This is a genomic window from Aquabacterium sp., assembly GCF_041915145.1.
Classification (GTDB): Bacteria; Pseudomonadota; Gammaproteobacteria; order Burkholderiales; family Burkholderiaceae_C; genus Aquabacterium.
In genome coordinates, this window is the sequence record NZ_JAYSBZ010000005.1 from 19,421 (window position 1) to 35,160 (window position 15,740).

A 15,740-nucleotide genomic window follows, 5' to 3' on the forward strand; every position below is an offset into this window, starting at 1 on the left:
CGATGCCATCAGAACGGCACACGACTGGCAACGAACAATTCGACCGGCGTGAGGCCACGCTCCACAAGTTCCGGCAGAGGCAGCGAAGCGGCCAAAATTTCCGATGTGGGCCATTGGCTCGGCTGACCAACTGGGACGCTTGGCAGGGGAAGGCGGCCCCAGTTGTGGGCGTCGGGAGCGGCGTAGCCTGCTTCGACTGCGAGCTTTAACCAGTAGCCCTCGAAGCGTGATGCGTAGCTCTGGTCGCCATCAACCCACGTGAGAACGGTCGCACGAACCTCGACCTGCTCGCGAGCGGCCCATTCGGTGAGTGCGGATGACGCATGGCCGGGGCGATGCCGCCGTAGATGTTCACGAAATCGACGTTTGAGATTGACCGTCTGACCGATGTAGCAGGCTTTGCGCTCGCCATCACTGCTGCGCGCTGTCAGCGCATATATCCAGTAGCCTCCGGTGCGACGGACATCGCACACTGCTTTGCTTTCGGGCAGTGGAGGTGCTGGCAACGCTGGCTTTTGTGTTCGTGACTCATTGACAAAGGAAAAATGCACTCGAAACCGCCGCCCGTCGTTCCCACGAAGGCCAAGGTAGTCACGTCCATTGCGAGTGACTTCCAGCTTGTCAGCAGCTACTCGGTCTAGTAGCTGACGCATCGAGGCAATTTGACAAGAATCTATGGCCGCCTGTAATGAAGCCTTTGCTTCGACTGCCTCCATTTATGCACCTGCCAAAGCCATTGGCTGGAAACGTGATGAGGCAAATTGCATGGAGGCCGACTCACCCAGAGGTGCGTCCTCTTCGTCAAGCGTTCCGTTGTATCTCGGCTGGTAATACTCGATGCACGCACATTCAAGGCCGAACAACAACACCCGGATACGACCCCACGCCGCTTCCTTTTCCGCTGATGTCACCGCATCATTAAGCGCAGGGAGCTTCCAGAATGGATAGTGAATGACCGCCACACGGGCTTGCGGGTGCCGCTCCAAGACGAGCTTGAGCTTATGGTGAGATTCGGCATTACTGAGCCGCTGCGAGAATCTTTGCGACATGCCGACATACAGCACTTCGTCATCGTCGAACGCCACATACACGCCTGCACCGTCTCTAATAAATAGCTGGCGAAACTTTGCGGCCCCTCGCAATTGCGAGATTGGTTGGGATGCACCGTGCAAGCAGCTTGTAGACGGGAATCGAAATGATGCAAATTCGTCGGTGTAATCCGCATCGGGCAGCGCCTTTGCGGGCGCGGCCCGCCTTTGCTCTGCTTGGCGGCTGCTCGATAGATTGGTGCCAAATCGGTTGAGCAGTAGATCGCGGCAAGTCCATACCTGCCATGTACCTTCATCACCGAAAGAAAGGCGGTTCTGGCGAATAAAGTCCAGCATCCGGCGAGCGATGGAACCACCGCCCTCATCTTCCGGCAAGAATTCAACCGGCATCCTTCTTTTATTGCCACGCCCAACCTTCCTGCGCCACAGCGACGGATGTCGGCGCTGTAAAAGATCGAACCCTTCAAATTCACTTCCCAGCGCATCAACCAACGGCCCGAACGAATCGACCTCAAGTACATACGACCTATCGAGATCACTGCGTTCAATCTTTTGCAGGGAAAACTCATGGAGATTAAAAACATCCCAGTGCAAGCAAACCTTGTCTTGCCCTTCGCTGTCCTTCTCCGTCAATATCAAAACAAATTCTTTCATCAAGAATCTCCCGCTATTCGGATGGAAACTTGACAGTTGCCAGCGCCTCATGCTCACTCACGACTGGCAAGCGATCACGGGGCACAGGTTCAGGAGAAGTCCAATCGGTTTCGCCGATGGCGATGAAGCGATCAATTGCGGCCTCGATGGATGCCTGATTGATGACATCCACATCGAGCACGATCTTCAAACCGATGCCGTAAACGTAGCTGCGGTCGAGTTTGAAGGATTCGTGAATCGTGGGAGGCTCGTTTCGAGCGATCTCCGATTCCAGCTTTCGCCACTGCTCATGAAAGGTCAGGCCACCAAACTGCTCGAAACGCATTTCCTCGCGCTCGGCCAGTCTGTAGGAAAGGATTTTTCCGGTGCTTGAGCGCTGCGCAGGCACGAACTCCCAATTGGAGTTCTCTTCTCGCTCTTCCGGTGTCAGCATCGCAGCCACGCGGGTGTGTGCGATGTCATGGGCCTTGTCCCAGAACGCCTTCTTGGCGGTCACAAAACTGGCATTCCAGATCGTGAATCGTTCCGTACCCGGAAAGTAGAAGTCGAACCACTGGTTGTACAGATCAGGACGGCCCGGCTCATTTAGCACGAGTCGGCTGGTAAACCTGCCACCGTACTCGGCTACGTCACGGCGCATCTTGCCCTTGAGGCGAACGACCTCGTGGCTGCGCTTGTGCCGTGGCAGGGTCACGAAAGGAGGGCGTCGCTTGGCTCCGGGAAACTTCATGGCTCGCACCCTCTCTCGCCTCGCGCCTTGGCATATTGCGCTTGCAATTCAGGGGCAAGTCGTTTGATGGTCGCCCGAATTTCAGCCTGCCGTGTCGAAGTTGTTGCGCCCGGACTGTGCTTGCACAATACATCTGCCACACTCTCCGGCGCTTGTCCATGCTCACCAATACTTTCAGTCATCGCTCCGATCTCAACCGCAGGCCAGTCAACTTTCTCTGGAGCGCCAACTGCTTTCATTGCTTGCGATGCGTGCCGCCAAAATGTAAAAGCAGCGCCGCCACCTCGCTCAAGGTTGGAAAGATTTGAGATTCGAGAAAGATATTGTTCGTCGCTGTCATCCAACTTCAACGGCTCAGGCTTTTTCCCGGTCACAACCTCAAGATACAGGTCAAGGCTTCGTGCGACACAGCGAGCCACCATACGTGTGAAGTCGTCGTAATCACGATCTACACATGATTTTTCAAGCGCGTCAAAGTATTCAAGACGATCTTCACGAAGAATAATGGCGACCGGATAGCCCTCTCTCATCAATTCAAGATTCAACAACAAGCGGGCCGTCCGTCCGTTCCCATCTTTGAATGGATGGATTTCAACAAATCTAGTGTGCAATTGTGCCGCCCGGTCAATCGGATGCAGCTTCTGTGCATCCGACTTGTACCAGTCAATCAACCCTGCCATCTCATCCCGCAGATGCAGATGATCTGGCGGAATGAATCCAGCGCCAGTAATTAGAACGTTTGCAGTTCTGTATACGCCAGCGATCGGATCATCAATATTCTTCAGAACCAAGTGATGAATATTTTTGATGTTCCACTCATTTATCTCTTCGACTTTTGAGGCCAACTCATCAACAAAGTGAATGGCGTCGTGATGGTTAATCGCCTCAAAATGCTCACGCAATGATTTTTTGCCGATTGTGATTCCATCTTCGAGTACAACTTTGGTTTCTCGCAAAGTAAGCGTGTTGCCTTCAATTGCATTCGAGTTGTAAGTCCAATCGAGAGCCAGCTTCTCTCGCAACGAGGCGGCCGTCAGCGGCGGCAAGGGGCGATGCACGTCTAACTCAGCCTTTCGCTGATCGACGCGGCGCAGCAGTTCAGTGAGGTCGAGCATGGTTCACCACAGTGTTTTACGAATTTGATAGTCATCATCATATGGCATCTTGACCATCGAGGCAACACTCTTTTGCGATTTTGTTGTGCAATGCGTTGTCTGCGGAAAACTTCGGCGCCCACACGCTTTTACGAATAGCCCAATTCGCCTACACCCGACGTTTGCGTTGGAGGCTCGATAGCGTTGTGCAGAGAACCGGCGGGGCGGCGCTTCTGCTCAAGCGCCATCCGGTGTTTTTCAGGGCGTTGTTTGACCAGTTCTTCGACGCACGGTTTTCTGCCCGTGATCGTTTTGACGCTGTGGCGGCTGACATCAAGTTTGTCGTGCCGCAGATCAGTCGATGCTGGCCCGAGTATCTGCAGTCATTCGAGCCGATCGTGCTTTGGCGTCCAGACCACTCGATTTACAGGGCGGAGTTTTCGGTCAACGATCAGACGCCGCAAGAAGGGTTGTGGCGGCTGTGCTTGGCACGTCAGGACGGCGTGCGGGTGTACTCCCTGACTTTTTCGGTCGTGCACGACAAGCTGGTCATCGGGAGCATGCAGGGGCCGCCGCCAGTAGCGGACGCGTTGGCGGTGATCCGGCAGGCCACCAAGGATCTGCACGGCTTGCGCCCGCATGTCTTGCTGGTCGATGTGGCTCGCAGCGTGGCTCATGCGTGGGCGCTCAAGCGACTTTGCGGCGTGGACCCATCGCATCAGTTGAAGGCGGCCCCCGACAGCTCGGACACGGAGCGAGTGCACTTCGACTACCGGGGCTTCTGGGCGGAGCTGGGTGGTGCGCGCGCGCCAGACGGCTATTGGTCCTTGCCGCTGGTCAGCGTCAGCAAGCCGCTGGAAGCGATCGAATCGAAAAAGCGCGCGATGTACCGCGCGACGCGCGACCATGCTGGCCGACCTGCGACACCAAATCGACCGCCAGTGTGCGCTTGATGCGTCCGGTTGGCCCGACGGGCAGCCATAACCCTATAGCAGCCGCGCCTTGTGCCGCGCCACTTGCGCGCGCACCTGGGCCGGCGCCGTGCCGCCCAGCAGGTTGCGGGCGTTGAGCGAGCCGCGCAGGCTCAGCACGTCGAACACGTCTTGCTCGATGGCCGGGTTGTAGGTCTGCAGCTTGGCCAGCGGCAGTTCGGACAAGTCCACGCCTGCAGCAATCGCATCCTTCACCGCGTGGGCCACCACCTCGTGCGCGTCGCGGAAGGGCAGGCCCTTCTTGACGAGGTAGTCGGCCAGGTCGGTGGCGGTGGCGTAGCCGCGCTTGGCGGCGCGCTCCATCGCCTCGGGCTTGACGGTGATGCCGCCGGCCATCTCGGCAAAGATGCGCAGCGTGTCCTTCAGCGTGTCCACCGTGTCGAACAGCGGCTCCTTGTCTTCCTGGTTGTCCTTGTTGTAGGCCAGCGGCTGGCCTTTCATCAGGGTGATCAGGCCCATCAGGTGGCCGACCACGCGGCCCGTCTTGCCGCGCGCCAGCTCGGGCACGTCGGGGTTCTTCTTCTGCGGCATGATCGACGAGCCGGTGCAGAAGCGGTCGGCCAGGTCGATGAAGCCGAAGCTCTGGCTCATCCACAGGATCAGCTCTTCGCTCAGGCGCGACACGTGCACCATCACCAGCGACGCAGCTGAGGTGAATTCGATGGCGAAGTCACGGTCGCTCACGGCGTCCAGGCTGTTCTGGCTGACGGCTTCAAAGCCCAGCGTGCGCGCGACGCGTTCACGGTCCAGCGGGTAGCTGGTGCCGGCCAGCGCGGCGGAGCCCAGCGGCAGGCGGTTGACGCGCTTGCGCAGGTCGATCATGCGTTCGGCGTCGCGGGCGAACATTTCAACGTAAGCCAGCAGGTGGTGACCGAAGGCCACCGGCTGCGCCACTTGCAGGTGCGTGAAGCCGGGCAGGATGGTCTCGGCGTTCTGCTCGGCCACGCTCACCAGCGCCTTTTGCAGCTCGGTGAGCAGCACGCCGATTTCGTCCACCTCGCCGCGCAGCCACAGGCGCACGTCGGTGGCGACCTGGTCGTTGCGGCTGCGACCGGTGTGCAGGCGCTTGCCGGCGTCGCCCACCAGTTGCGTCAGGCGGGCTTCGATGTTGAGGTGCACGTCTTCGAGCGCGAGCTTCCACTCGAACTGGCCGGACTCGATCTCTTGCGTGATCTGCGCCATGCCCTTCTGGATGGCGGCCCAGTCGTCGGCGCTGATCAGACCTTGGGTGTGCAGCATCTCGGCGTGGGCCAGCGAGCCCTGGATGTCGGCGCGCCACAGGCGCTTGTCGAAGAACACGCTGGAGGTGTAGCGCTGCACCAGCTCGCTCATGGGCTCGGAGAACAGGGCGGACCAGGCTTCGGATTTCTTGTCGAGTTGGCTCATGGTGGTGCGGGAAGGGCGGGCGGGAATTACAGTGCGGAGCATCAAACTCCAGAAGGTCTGTCATTGTAGGTGGCAGGCTTTCGGCACAAACGATGACGCACTTGCCACCCACCAGCCGCCCGCCGCGACCCACGCCGCCCGCCGATGCTCAGCAAAGCACCTTGTTCGGCTTGACCGAGCTGGGGGTGTCCGACTGGCAGCACGCTCGCCGGCAGGCCTGGCGGGTGGACGGCTCGGCGCTCGACGTCTGCCACGTCGGCGTGGTGTTGCGCACGGTGCTGGCGGTGCATCTGGCGGTGCTGCTCGGCGTGGCCTTCGTGGCGACGGGGTGGCGCGAGGCGCTGCTGCTGTTCAGCTCGGCCACGGTGGTGTCCTTGCCGGCCGTGCTGATGTGGCTGCTGACGGCCTGCGCCACGCAGCGCTGGGTGGCGCGCTGGCCGCTGGCCCTGCAGTGGGCGGCGCTGGCGGGGCTGGGCGCGGTGTGCGCGGCCTTGCCGGCGTGGCCGCTGCGCGGCACGGTGCCGGACGTCTTCGGCTGGGCGCGCCCCGGGCCGCTGCTGGCCGTGGGGGCGGTGGCGGGGGCCAGCGTGTTTCACTGGCTGCGCCTGCGCTCCCGGCTGGTGATGCCGGCGGCGACGTCGGCGCGGCTGGTCGAACTGCAGGCGCGCATCCGGCCGCATTTCTTGTTCAACACGCTCAACACGGCGATCGCCCTGGTGCGGGTGGACCCGGCCCGCGCCGAGACCCTGCTCGAAGACCTGGCCGAGCTGTTCCGCGCCGCGCTGGCCGATGCCCAGGCCCAGGTCACGCTGGAGCAGGAGGTGGAGCTGGCGCGGCGCTATCTGGACATCGAGCAGGTGCGCTTCGGCCAGCGCTTGCAGGTGGTGTGGGAGCTGGACGCTCAGGCCAACCCGGCCCGGCTGCCGCCCTTGATCTTGCAGCCGCTGGTTGAAAACGCGGTGAAACACGGAGTGGAGCCGTCGGCAGAAGGCGGCACCATACGCATCAAGACCAGCGTGCACCGTGGGCAGGCCGTGCTGCTGGTGAGCAACACGGTGTCGGGCGCGCCGTCCACGCCCGGCCACGGCATCGCGTTGCACAACGTGCAAGAACGCCTGCAACTGATGCACGACGTGGCCGCACGTTTCGAGACTTCTCAGCGCGATGGCGAATACCGGGTGCGGATCGTCGTGCCGCTGTGACCCCTCAGGAGGCAGACATGGCCTTGCGAGTGCTGATCGTTGATGACGAAGACCTGGCCCGCCTGCGGCTCAAGAGCCTGCTGGGCGACTGCGCCGAGCCCCGCTGCGAGGTGATCGGCGAGGCGGCCAACGCGGCCCAGGCGCTGGCCTGGCTGGGCGAGCACCACGCCGACCTGGCGCTGCTCGACGTGCAGATGCCCGGCGCCGACGGCACCACGCTGGCGGCCCGGTTGCGCGAGTTGGCGCCGCAGATGGCGGTGGTGTTCATCACGGCGCATGCCGAGCACGCCGTCAAGGCCTTCGAGCTGGAGGCGGTCGACTACCTGACCAAGCCCGTCAAGCTGGCGCGCCTGCAAGACGCCTTGCAGCGGGTGGCGCGCCGCGTGGCCGCCGAAGGCGATGGGGCTGCCGCATCGGCCACCGGCGCCGAGGCCGTGCTCCCCGATCTGGTGGTCAACGACCGGGGGCGCGTGGTGCGCGTGCCGGTGTCCGACGTCCTGTTCTTGAAGGCCGAGTTGAAGTACGTGACGCTGCGCACGGCGCTGCACACCTACGTGCTCGACGACTCGTTGACCGAGCTGGAGCATCGTCTGGGGCCCGATTTCGTGCGTATCCACCGCAACGCGCTGGTCTCGCGCCAGGCCATGCGGGCGCTGGAGCGCCGGCAGGACGACGCCGATGGCGGCGAAGCCTGGGCCTTGCGGGTGGGGCCGACCGACGAGTGGCTGGCCGTGTCACGCCGCCAGGTGGCGGCGGTGCGCGAGGCGGTGGCGCGCTCGGCGCACCGCCCGCATTGATCAGAAGCCGAGGCTGGCGAGCAGGTCGTCCACTTCGCCCTGATTGGCCACCACGTCGGTGCGCCCCTCGGGGTTGACGACCGGGCCGTGCAGGGCCGCTTCGACCTTGTGCGCCTGATCGGGCGGCACGGTCTGCACCACCAGCTTGACGAGCTGGTCTTCCAGGTCGCCGGCGAGCTTCACGACCTTGGCCACCACCTGGCCGGTCAGGTCATGGAAGTCCTGCGCCATCATGATGTCGGTCAGCGACTGGTCGATGCGCGCGGTGGTCTTCTCGACGTCTTCGACGAAGTTCAGCACCGCGCCGCTGGCCACGGCCTTCACCGGGTCGGCGACGATGGCCGCGGCAATGCGGCGCGTCTCGCTGCTGATGTGCTCGTGATCGGCCTTGGCCTGATCCACGAGGTTCAGCACCTTGTCGGCGGCCTCGGCGGTCTTCTTGGCGATGTAGTGCAGACGGCTGCGCGCGTCGGGCAGGTCGTCCACCGTGTGCTTGAGCTTGGGCATCACGCCCAGCTGGTTGAGCGTGTCGTGCAGCTGACGAGTCAGCGAGCCGAGCTGGTGGTAGACGTCGGCGGAGGCCGTTGCCGGCGGACAGCAGTCTTGCAGCGGCGCGTCGGGCAGGTTGTCCATCTTCATGGTGGGGCTCCCAATCGACCGTCAGGCAGTGGCCAGTTTTTGCATGATCTTTTGCACCTTCTCCTCCAGCGTCGCCTTGGTGAAGGGCTTGACGATGTAGCCGGCCGCGCCGGTCTGGGCCGCCAGCACGATGTCTTCCTTGCGGGCTTCGGCGGTCACCATCAGCACGGGGATGTGCTTGAGCGTCTCCTCGGCCTTGATCGCCTTGAGCAGCTCGAAGCCGTTCATGTTGGGCATGTTGATGTCGCTGACCACGAAGTCGTAGCTGCCGTTCTTCATCATCGTCAGCGCGACCGCGCCGTCCTCGGCCTCGTCGGCGTTGTTGTAGCCGAGTTCCTTGAGCAGGCCGCGCACGATGCGCCGCATGGTGGAGAAGTCGTCCACGATCAGAAACTTCATGTCAGGGTTGCTCATGGTGTGTCCTCGCGCAATTCACGGGTGGCTGTTCAATGGCCGTCTCAACAGACTTTGTTATCGGTTGTTTGGCGTCGAGCTTGAATCGGCGGCCGGGGCGCTGGCTGCGGATTCCGTCTCATTTGTCGTTTCAAAGAAGCGGTCCTCAGCTTCGCGGTTCATCACGATGATGCTGATGCGGCGGTTGATCGGGTTGAGCGGGTCGCCCTTGTCGTAGGGGCTGCTGGCCGCCAGGCCTTGCACGCGCAGCACCTTGTCGCCGGGCAGGCCGCCGAGCATCAGCTCGCGGCGCGAGGCGTTGGCGCGGTCGGCCGAGAGCTCCCAGTTGCTGTAGCCCTGCTCGCCGGCGCTGAACGGCGCCGAGTCGGTGTGGCCCTCGATCGTCAGCTTGTTCGGCACCTCGGCCAGCACCATGCCGATGGCCACCAGCAACTCGTGCATATAGGGTTTGACGATGGCGCTGCCGCTGTCGAACATCGGCCGCGCCTTGTCGTCGACGATCTGGATGCGCAGGCCGTCGCGCGTCATGTCGAGCCGCAGCTGCGATTTGTAGTTCGTCAGCATCGGGTTGTTGGCGATCACCTCTTCAACCCGTTTTTTCAGGGCCGACAGGCGCTCGGCTTCGGCGGCGGCCTGCTGGGCCTTGAGCGCCTGCAGGTTGTAGGTCTTCTTGGGGGCCTCGACCTCGCCGTTCTTCACCTGGCCGGTGGACTGCGACAGATCCTTGCCGCCGCCCTTGATGATTGAAGACGAATCGCCCGAACCGCTGCCGCCCAGCATGGCCACCTTGAGCGGCGCGTTGAAGTAGTCGGCGATGCCCTTCTTGTCGCCCTCGGTGGTCGAGCCCAGCAGCCACATCAGCAAAAAGAAGGCCATCATGGCCGTCACGAAGTCGGCGTAGGCGATCTTCCAGGCGCCACCATGGGCGGAATGGCCGCCCTTTTTGATGCGCTTGATGATGATCGGTTGGAGCTTTTTGGAATCACCCGCCATGACGGATCACTTCTTGCCCTTGACGTGCTGTTCGAGCTCGCTGAAGGTCGGGCGCTCGGTCGAGTACAGCACCTTGCGGCCGAACTCCACGGCGATCTGCGGGGCGTAGCCCTGCATGCTGGCCAGCAGCGTGGTCTTGACGCACTGGAATTCCTTGGTGGCTTCGTCGAGCTTTTGCTCCAGCAGACCGCCGATGGGCTCGACCACGCCGTAAGCCAGCAAGATGCCCAGGAAGGTACCGACCAGCGCCGAGCCGATCATGCCGCCCAGCACCTGCGGCGGCTGGCCCACCGAGCCCATGGTGTTCACCACGCCCAGCACGGCGGCCACGATGCCGAAGGCGGGCAGGGCGCCGGCCAGGCGGGCGATGGCGGCCACCGGGGCATGGCCCTCGTGATGGTGCGTTTCGATTTCGCTATCCATCAGGCTCTCGATCTCGTGGGCGTTCAGGTTGCCCGACACCATCATGCGCAGGTAGTCGGTGATGAACTCCACCACATGGTGGTCGCTGCCGACTTGCGGGTATTTCTTGAACAGCGCCGAGTTGTGCGGGTCCTCGACGTCTTTTTCGATCGACATCAGACCCTCTTTGCGCACCTTCTGCAGGATGTCGTAGAGCAGCGCCATCAGCTCCATGTAGCGCGCCTTGGTGTACTTCGAGCCCTTGAAGACCTGCGGCAGAGCGCTCAACACGGCCTTGAGCACCTTGGGCTGGTTGTTGACGACGAACGCACCGATGGCGCCACCGCCAATGGCCATGATTTCGGTGGGCATGGCGTGAATGATCACGCCCATGTTCCCGCCGTGGATGATGTAAGCGCCGAAGATGCAACCCAGCGCGACGACGTAGCCGATGATGACAAACATGCTGTTGTCTTGCGAAGAAAAAGATATCCCTGGGCTTATCGTCAACTGCACCGGCCCACTTGAGGTGAGTCTGCCTGGGCAGAGTGTGGGTGATGGGTCAAACAGCGCGACTGGCATGGCGCAATTTCGCGCAGACCGTGAAATATGTGGCGTGGCGCCCACCCGAAATGAGCGATGGATGATCTCGGACGATACCGATCTATGGCAGCCCTAAGTTACGACGGCCAGACTCTCGTATCGGCACATCACCCAATGGAGCGCGCCTTGAACAATTCGTCTTTCGCCGAGCCCAGCCGATGGCTCAACAAGGTGCCCGAGGTCACGCTGGCGTTCTGGTGCATCAAGATCATGTCCACCACGGTGGGCGAAACCGTGGCTGATTCCCTGGCCCTCAACGCGGGCTGGGGGCAGGGCGTCACGCGTACGGTCATGGCCGTGTGGCTCGCGGCTACGCTGTTCATGCAGTTGCGCGCCCGGCGCTGCGTCCCCTGGCTTTATTGGCTCACCGTCGTTCTCGTGAGCGTGGTGGGCACGCAGATCACCGATCTGCTGACTGATGGACTGGGCGTCAGCCTGTACATCAGCACGAGCGCGTTTGCTGCGCTGCTAGCGGCGCTTTTCGTCGTCTGGTATCGGGTGGAGCGCACGCTTTCCATTCGGCATATCGTGACACGCCGACGCGAGTTGTTTTACTGGGCCACGATCTTGTGTACGTTTGCGCTGGGTACCGCCGCCGGTGACCTGGCTACCGAGGCGCTTGGTTTGGGGTTCACCTGGGGCGTCGCCACATTTGGCGCGTTCATCGGCGTCACCTTCGCGGCTTGGCGCCTGGGAGGTTCTGCTGTCTTGACATTCTGGGTTGCCTACATCTTGACGCGTCCGTTCGGGGCTGCGTTGGGTGACTTTCTGACCCAGCCCCGGTCGTCCGGCGGCCTTGGCATCGGTGCGCTGTGGACCAGCTCGCTGTTTCTCGCGGCGATCGTCGCCCTGGTGGCGGTCGCGCAAGTCAACCAGAAACCCAACCGGGCTGCCCCGCGCAGCTGATCAACCTTTATGCATACGTCGAATGCGCGGCATGTCCGTCTTCCACTTGAGAGAGTCTGAGTCGAGGTGTCTGTCATGAAATTCAACACGGAACGCACGCTGGCCAAGGTGCCGGAACTCACGCTGGGCTTCTGGCTCATCAAGGTCGCGGCCACCACGCTCGGCGAAACCGCGGGGGATGCGGCGTCGATGTCCTTGAACCTGGGGTACTTGGTGAGCACGGCGCTGTTTGCAGCGGTGTTCATTGGGGTGGTCATTGCGCAGGTCCGGGCGACAAGATTCCAACCGCTGCTGTACTGGGCCACCATTGTCGCGACCACCACGGTTGGCACCACGATGGCTGATCTGGCTGATCGCTCGCTGGGCATCGGCTATGCGGGAGGCAGCAGTCTGTTGCTCATGCTGTTGCTGGCTTCGCTGCTGATCTGGCATCGAACGATGGGATCGATTTCGGTGTGCACCGTCAATTCGACCCGAGCCGAGACGTTCTATTGGGTCACGATTATGTTTTCCCAGACGCTGGGAACCGCCCTGGGCGACTGGACGGCAGACACCGCCGGTATGGGCTACACCGGCGCCGCGATGGTGTTTTCAGGCTTGCTGGCGCTCATCGCGGCGATCTACCGGTGGACCACAGTCTCGCGCACCGCCTTGTTTTGGGCGGCTTTCATCCTCACTCGCCCGCTGGGCGCGGTGATCGGTGATTTTCTTGACAAGCCGTTGAGCAGCGGCGGTCTGGCGCTCAGCCGTTTCGGCGCCTCGGCGGTGCTGCTGAGTTTCATGCTGGGTTGTATGCTGGCATTCAGGCAGCGGGCTGCGACGTCGGCGCATTGATGCGCCGACGGTCGAGCGAAACGGGGAAGGGGGGCGAGACGTGCGGGTCTTGCTTGTCGAAGACGATCCGATGATTGGCGAGGCCATTCACGCCGCGTTGAAAGGCGAGTCTTACGCCGCCGACTGGGTGCGCGACGGGCCGTGGGCGCTGAGCGTCTTGCGAGATCAGCGTTACGACCTGGTGTTGCTCGACCTCGGCTTGCCCGGCAAGGATGGTCTTGACGTGCTGCGCAGCCTGCGCATGGCCGACAACCCGGTGGCGCTGCTGATCATCACGGCTCGCGATGATCTGCACGATCGCCTGCAGGGATTGAACGCGGGTGCGGACGACTATCTGCTGAAGCCTTTCCACATGGCCGAGTTGCTTGCCCGGATGCGGGCCGTCTTGCGGCGCCAAGGGGGGCACGCGGTGGGGGTGTTGAGCAACGGGGTGGTCTCGCTCGATACGGCAACTCGGCAGGCCCAGGCATCAGGTGTCGCGGAGACGCAGTTGTCGGCACGCGAGTTTGCCTTGCTTCAGGCGTTGATGATTCGTCCCGGCGCAATCTTGTCTCGCAGTGAACTGGAAGACCGCATCTATGGCTGGGGCGAAGAGGTGGAAAGCAATGCGGTTGAATACCTGATCCATGCGATCAGGCGCAAGCTGGGCGTAAACGTCATCAAGAACGTGCGGGGGGTGGGATGGATGGTTTCAAAACCCGTCTAGCGGCGCGCTCGAATCAGTCGCTGCAGTTCAGGCTGTCGTTCTACTTGGCTTTTACCAGTCTCTCGGTGGCTCTGGTTGCCGGTATCGTCTCGTTCGTGTCGGCGTTGAGCGAGGCGCATGATCTGCAGGACGACATGCTCCGGCAAATCGCGGTGTTGGCCGCGTCAGCGCCGAGCCAGTACACGCGAGGCGGCATTTCCGAATTGTCGCCATCCGATGCGGACGAAGAGACCCGCGTGATGGTGCAGTGGTTGTCCGGCACCAGCGCGGCGAGCGCGCCCCAGGCGTCTGCTTCTGCGCCCTTGTCCGGCCTGTCCATTCCCGTCGGCATCAGCGACGGGCTGCACACCTTGACGGTGGACGGAGAAGACTATCGCGTGGCGGTGTTGACGTCGGCCGGTGGTTCTCGGGTGGCGGTTGCGCAAGAAGGCGGCATGCGCAACGAAATTGCCCGAGGCAGTGCGCTGCGCACCGTTGCGCCGTTGCTGGTGCTGGCACCGTTGCTGGTTCTGATGGTTGCCGCCGTTGTGCACCGCTTGATGATCCCGATTTCACGGCTGTCGGACGAGGTCAACGCGCGCACCGAACGCTCGCTGCATCCGGTCGAGACTGATGACGTGCCGACCGAATTGCGCCCTTTTCTGCAGGCCATCAATGGGCTGCTGGCCCGTGTGAAGCAATCGATGGACTTGCAGCGCCGATTCCTGGCGGACGCGGCGCATGAGTTGCGCTCGCCGCTGGCGGCGTTGTCGCTGCAGTCCGAGCACTTGTCTCACGCCGACATGTCGGACATCGCGCGCGAACGATTGACTACTGTGCAAAAAGGCATCGAGCGTGGCCGCCATCTCCTCGAGCAGCTGCTGTCGTTGGCGCGCGCGCAGACCGCGCCGCCGAGCGCGCCGCCGGCTGCCGCCACCGTGTCGGCGCGAGGCCTGTGCCGCCAGGTGATTGAGGACTTTGTCGCCTTGGCCGAATCCAAGAACATCGATCTGGGCATGACGGGCGGCGCCGATGTCGCGCTTGCCGTCGACGAGATGGCGCTGCTGACCGTGGTGAAGAACTTGGTCGACAACGCGATTCGCTACAGCACGGCGGGCAGCGAAGTCGATCTCGACGTGAGCATGCGCGCGGACGCCGTGTGCATCTCGGTGCGCGACCATGGCCCCGGCATTCCCGTGCCAGAGCGCGAGCGCGTCTTTGATCCGTTCTACCGAGTCCTGGGTACCGAGGAACGAGGCTCAGGTCTGGGCCTGGCGATCGTCAAGGAGATCACCGACCGTCTGGGTGCTCAGGTGACCCTGGCGTGCACCGACGAGTCTGCATGCAGCGGGCTGACCGTGACGGTGAGCTTGCCTGTCAGCGTTTTGTCATTCTGACGGTCCGATCAGTCAGCGGCGGCTAAGAAATGGCTAAGCCAGCCAGCCGACACTGGCCGGCTATGTTCATTTCTCTCAGGAGAGACGCAATTGGGACTGACCTTGGTCATGGCGACCACTTTATACATGCGGGCCCAATCGGGCGAATTGGCCGGAATGGGCAACACGGTTCTCAAGCCCCGGGCCACGATTGGCATCAAAGGCGAAGGGGTGGTGGCCGGACATGACGACCAGTTGCTGGACTACGACATTCAGGTGATATCGGGCCATGCACGTACCGGTTCAAGCTCGGTGGTGCAAGCGCAGCAAGAACTGCGCGGCCGGGCGGAGTATTTGTACAGCTACCACCAGAGCGCGAGCGACCGCATATCGGTTGGGCCGAGTTTTGAATTTGCGCTGCCGAGGCACAACTATTCGCCCTTCGTCCCTCAATCGGAGAACAACAGCTACGCGATGGAAGAAGGCGAGGTGCTCAAGCGCATGGGGTTGGTCGGCATCGATCTGCGGCTCGATGCAGGCGGCGAGAAGATAGCCTCCACGTTGCGCAACATCGTCTATCTGAATGGCAGTCGGATCGGCCCCAATCTGGAGACTTATCAGCCCATGCTGGGGCTGCTCTGGAACATGAATTACTACGTTCTGGGTACCGCCGATGCGCCGCGCCTCACGCTTCGATCGAATCTTGATTTCTACTTTGCCAAAAAGGCGCGCGTGTCGGCATTCAACGCGCATGACGGGCTGGGCGGCACTAAGCGAGAGCTCGACATTGACATCGGCTTGTCTTATGCGGTCACGCAGCACGACGATCTGACGTTGGACATGTGGGGTACCAACAACCTCAACCGCGGCTCCAGCGCCACCGTTCCCTACAGCTTTCGAGATGGCTTCTCTGTTGGCTTCAACCATCGGTTCTGAGTCTTCCGGGCGGCTGAGCCTTGCCAAAAAAAGCGGGCCCCATCGGGG

General features: G+C 62.1%; 17 protein-coding genes. 8 read left to right on the forward strand and 9 right to left on the reverse strand.

Going from position 1 to position 15,740, the window contains the following annotated elements:
• Positions 1–8: 8 nt before the first annotated feature.
• The 4 genes from ACE3SS_RS01695 to ACE3SS_RS01710 are packed head-to-tail and all read right to left on the reverse strand — an operon-like array spanning position 9 to position 3,548.
• Positions 9–716, reverse strand: coding sequence for a GIY-YIG nuclease family protein (locus ACE3SS_RS01695; protein ID WP_374590618.1), 708 nt, complete (start codon positions 714–716; stop codon positions 9–11).
• The gene (locus tag ACE3SS_RS01700) at positions 717–1,703 is read right to left on the reverse strand and encodes a hypothetical protein (protein WP_374590619.1); all 987 of its coding nucleotides are present in this window, start codon (positions 1,701–1,703) and stop codon (positions 717–719) included.
• Positions 1,704–1,716: 13 nt separating this feature from the next.
• Positions 1,717–2,433, reverse strand: coding sequence for a hypothetical protein (locus ACE3SS_RS01705; protein ID WP_374590620.1), 717 nt, complete (start codon positions 2,431–2,433; stop codon positions 1,717–1,719).
• Positions 2,430–3,548, reverse strand: a complete 1,119-nt coding sequence (locus tag ACE3SS_RS01710) for a Fic family protein (protein ID WP_374590622.1) — start codon at positions 3,546–3,548, stop codon at positions 2,430–2,432. The genes ACE3SS_RS01705 and ACE3SS_RS01710 overlap by 4 nt, the downstream gene beginning before the upstream one ends.
• 95 nt (positions 3,549–3,643) lie before the next feature.
• Between ACE3SS_RS01710 and ACE3SS_RS01715 the strand changes: the two genes are divergently transcribed.
• A complete protein-coding gene (locus tag ACE3SS_RS01715; RefSeq protein WP_374590624.1) occupies positions 3,644–4,480 on the forward strand; it encodes a DUF535 family protein in 837 nt (278 codons plus the stop codon).
• A 33-nt stretch (positions 4,481–4,513) separates the two neighbouring features.
• Here ACE3SS_RS01715 and argH read toward each other — a convergent pair whose 3' ends face one another.
• Positions 4,514–5,905, reverse strand: coding sequence for an argininosuccinate lyase (gene argH, locus ACE3SS_RS01720; protein ID WP_374590626.1), 1,392 nt, complete (start codon positions 5,903–5,905; stop codon positions 4,514–4,516).
• 92 nt (positions 5,906–5,997) lie between these two features.
• On the opposite strand from argH, the gene ACE3SS_RS01725 reads away from it, so the two are divergent.
• A complete protein-coding gene (locus tag ACE3SS_RS01725) occupies positions 5,998–7,107 on the forward strand; it encodes a histidine kinase (protein WP_374590627.1) in 1,110 nt (369 codons plus the stop codon).
• A gap of 17 nt (positions 7,108–7,124) precedes the next feature.
• A complete protein-coding gene (locus ACE3SS_RS01730; RefSeq protein ID WP_374590629.1) occupies positions 7,125–7,904 on the forward strand; it encodes a LytR/AlgR family response regulator transcription factor in 780 nt (259 codons plus the stop codon).
• Here the strand turns inward: ACE3SS_RS01730 and ACE3SS_RS01735 are convergent, their stop codons facing one another.
• Genes ACE3SS_RS01735 through motA form a run of 4 tightly spaced genes read right to left on the reverse strand, consistent with a single transcriptional unit; the run spans position 7,905 to position 10,817 of the window.
• Complete coding sequence (locus tag ACE3SS_RS01735) at positions 7,905–8,543, reverse strand: protein phosphatase CheZ (RefSeq protein ID WP_374590631.1); 639 nt, start codon at positions 8,541–8,543, stop codon at positions 7,905–7,907.
• Between the two features lie 21 nt (positions 8,544–8,564).
• A complete protein-coding gene (gene cheY, locus ACE3SS_RS01740; protein ID WP_374590633.1) occupies positions 8,565–8,957 on the reverse strand; it encodes a chemotaxis response regulator CheY in 393 nt (130 codons plus the stop codon).
• 57 nt (positions 8,958–9,014) lie between these two features.
• Positions 9,015–9,950, reverse strand: a complete 936-nt coding sequence (gene motB, locus ACE3SS_RS01745) for a flagellar motor protein MotB (RefSeq protein WP_374590635.1) — start codon at positions 9,948–9,950, stop codon at positions 9,015–9,017.
• A 6-nt stretch (positions 9,951–9,956) separates the two neighbouring features.
• On the reverse strand, positions 9,957–10,817 hold the full coding sequence (gene motA, locus ACE3SS_RS01750; protein WP_374590637.1) for a flagellar motor stator protein MotA: 861 nt from the start codon (positions 10,815–10,817) through the stop codon (positions 9,957–9,959).
• A gap of 264 nt (positions 10,818–11,081) precedes the next feature.
• Between motA and ACE3SS_RS01755 the strand changes: the two genes are divergently transcribed.
• The 5 genes from ACE3SS_RS01755 (at position 11,082) to ACE3SS_RS01775 (ending at position 15,692) form a co-directional block, all read left to right on the forward strand.
• Complete coding sequence (locus tag ACE3SS_RS01755) at positions 11,082–11,861, forward strand: hypothetical protein (RefSeq protein ID WP_374590639.1); 780 nt, start codon at positions 11,082–11,084, stop codon at positions 11,859–11,861.
• 75 nt (positions 11,862–11,936) lie between these two features.
• On the forward strand, positions 11,937–12,695 hold the full coding sequence (locus ACE3SS_RS01760; RefSeq protein WP_374590640.1) for a hypothetical protein: 759 nt from the start codon (positions 11,937–11,939) through the stop codon (positions 12,693–12,695).
• Positions 12,696–12,735: 40 nt separating this feature from the next.
• A complete protein-coding gene (locus tag ACE3SS_RS01765) occupies positions 12,736–13,401 on the forward strand; it encodes a response regulator transcription factor (protein WP_374590642.1) in 666 nt (221 codons plus the stop codon).
• Positions 13,377–14,777 (forward strand): sensor histidine kinase, encoded by a 1,401-nt coding sequence (locus ACE3SS_RS01770; protein WP_374590644.1) that lies wholly within the window; start codon positions 13,377–13,379, stop codon positions 14,775–14,777. Before ACE3SS_RS01765 ends, ACE3SS_RS01770 begins: the two co-directional genes overlap by 25 nt.
• Positions 14,778–14,867: 90 nt before the next feature.
• Entirely contained in the window at positions 14,868–15,692 is an 825-nt protein-coding gene (locus ACE3SS_RS01775; protein ID WP_374590646.1) for a hypothetical protein, read from the forward strand.
• The last annotated feature ends 48 nt before the right edge of the window (positions 15,693–15,740 follow it).

Excerpts from the sequence above, each read along its gene's own strand:
- motA (WP_374590637.1), bottom strand. The coding sequence starts at position 10,817 with ATGTTTGTCATCATCGGCTACGTCGTCGCGCTGGGTTGCATCTTCGGC.
- ACE3SS_RS01760 (WP_374590640.1), top strand. The coding sequence starts at position 11,937 with ATGAAATTCAACACGGAACGCACGCTGGCCAAGGTGCCGGAACTCACG.
- ACE3SS_RS01725 (WP_374590627.1), top strand. The coding sequence starts at position 5,998 with ATGACGCACTTGCCACCCACCAGCCGCCCGCCGCGACCCACGCCGCCC.
- ACE3SS_RS01770 (WP_374590644.1), top strand. The coding sequence starts at position 13,377 with ATGGATGGTTTCAAAACCCGTCTAGCGGCGCGCTCGAATCAGTCGCTG.
- ACE3SS_RS01710 (WP_374590622.1), bottom strand. The coding sequence starts at position 3,548 with ATGCTCGACCTCACTGAACTGCTGCGCCGCGTCGATCAGCGAAAGGCT.
- cheY (WP_374590633.1), bottom strand. The coding sequence starts at position 8,957 with ATGAGCAACCCTGACATGAAGTTTCTGATCGTGGACGACTTCTCCACC.
- motB (WP_374590635.1), bottom strand. The coding sequence starts at position 9,950 with ATGGCGGGTGATTCCAAAAAGCTCCAACCGATCATCATCAAGCGCATC.
- ACE3SS_RS01730 (WP_374590629.1), top strand. The coding sequence starts at position 7,125 with ATGGCCTTGCGAGTGCTGATCGTTGATGACGAAGACCTGGCCCGCCTG.
- ACE3SS_RS01700 (WP_374590619.1), bottom strand. The coding sequence starts at position 1,703 with ATGAAAGAATTTGTTTTGATATTGACGGAGAAGGACAGCGAAGGGCAA.
- ACE3SS_RS01705 (WP_374590620.1), bottom strand. The coding sequence starts at position 2,433 with ATGAAGTTTCCCGGAGCCAAGCGACGCCCTCCTTTCGTGACCCTGCCA.
- ACE3SS_RS01695 (WP_374590618.1), bottom strand. The coding sequence starts at position 716 with ATGGAGGCAGTCGAAGCAAAGGCTTCATTACAGGCGGCCATAGATTCT.
- argH (WP_374590626.1), bottom strand. The coding sequence starts at position 5,905 with ATGAGCCAACTCGACAAGAAATCCGAAGCCTGGTCCGCCCTGTTCTCC.
- ACE3SS_RS01735 (WP_374590631.1), bottom strand. The coding sequence starts at position 8,543 with ATGAAGATGGACAACCTGCCCGACGCGCCGCTGCAAGACTGCTGTCCG.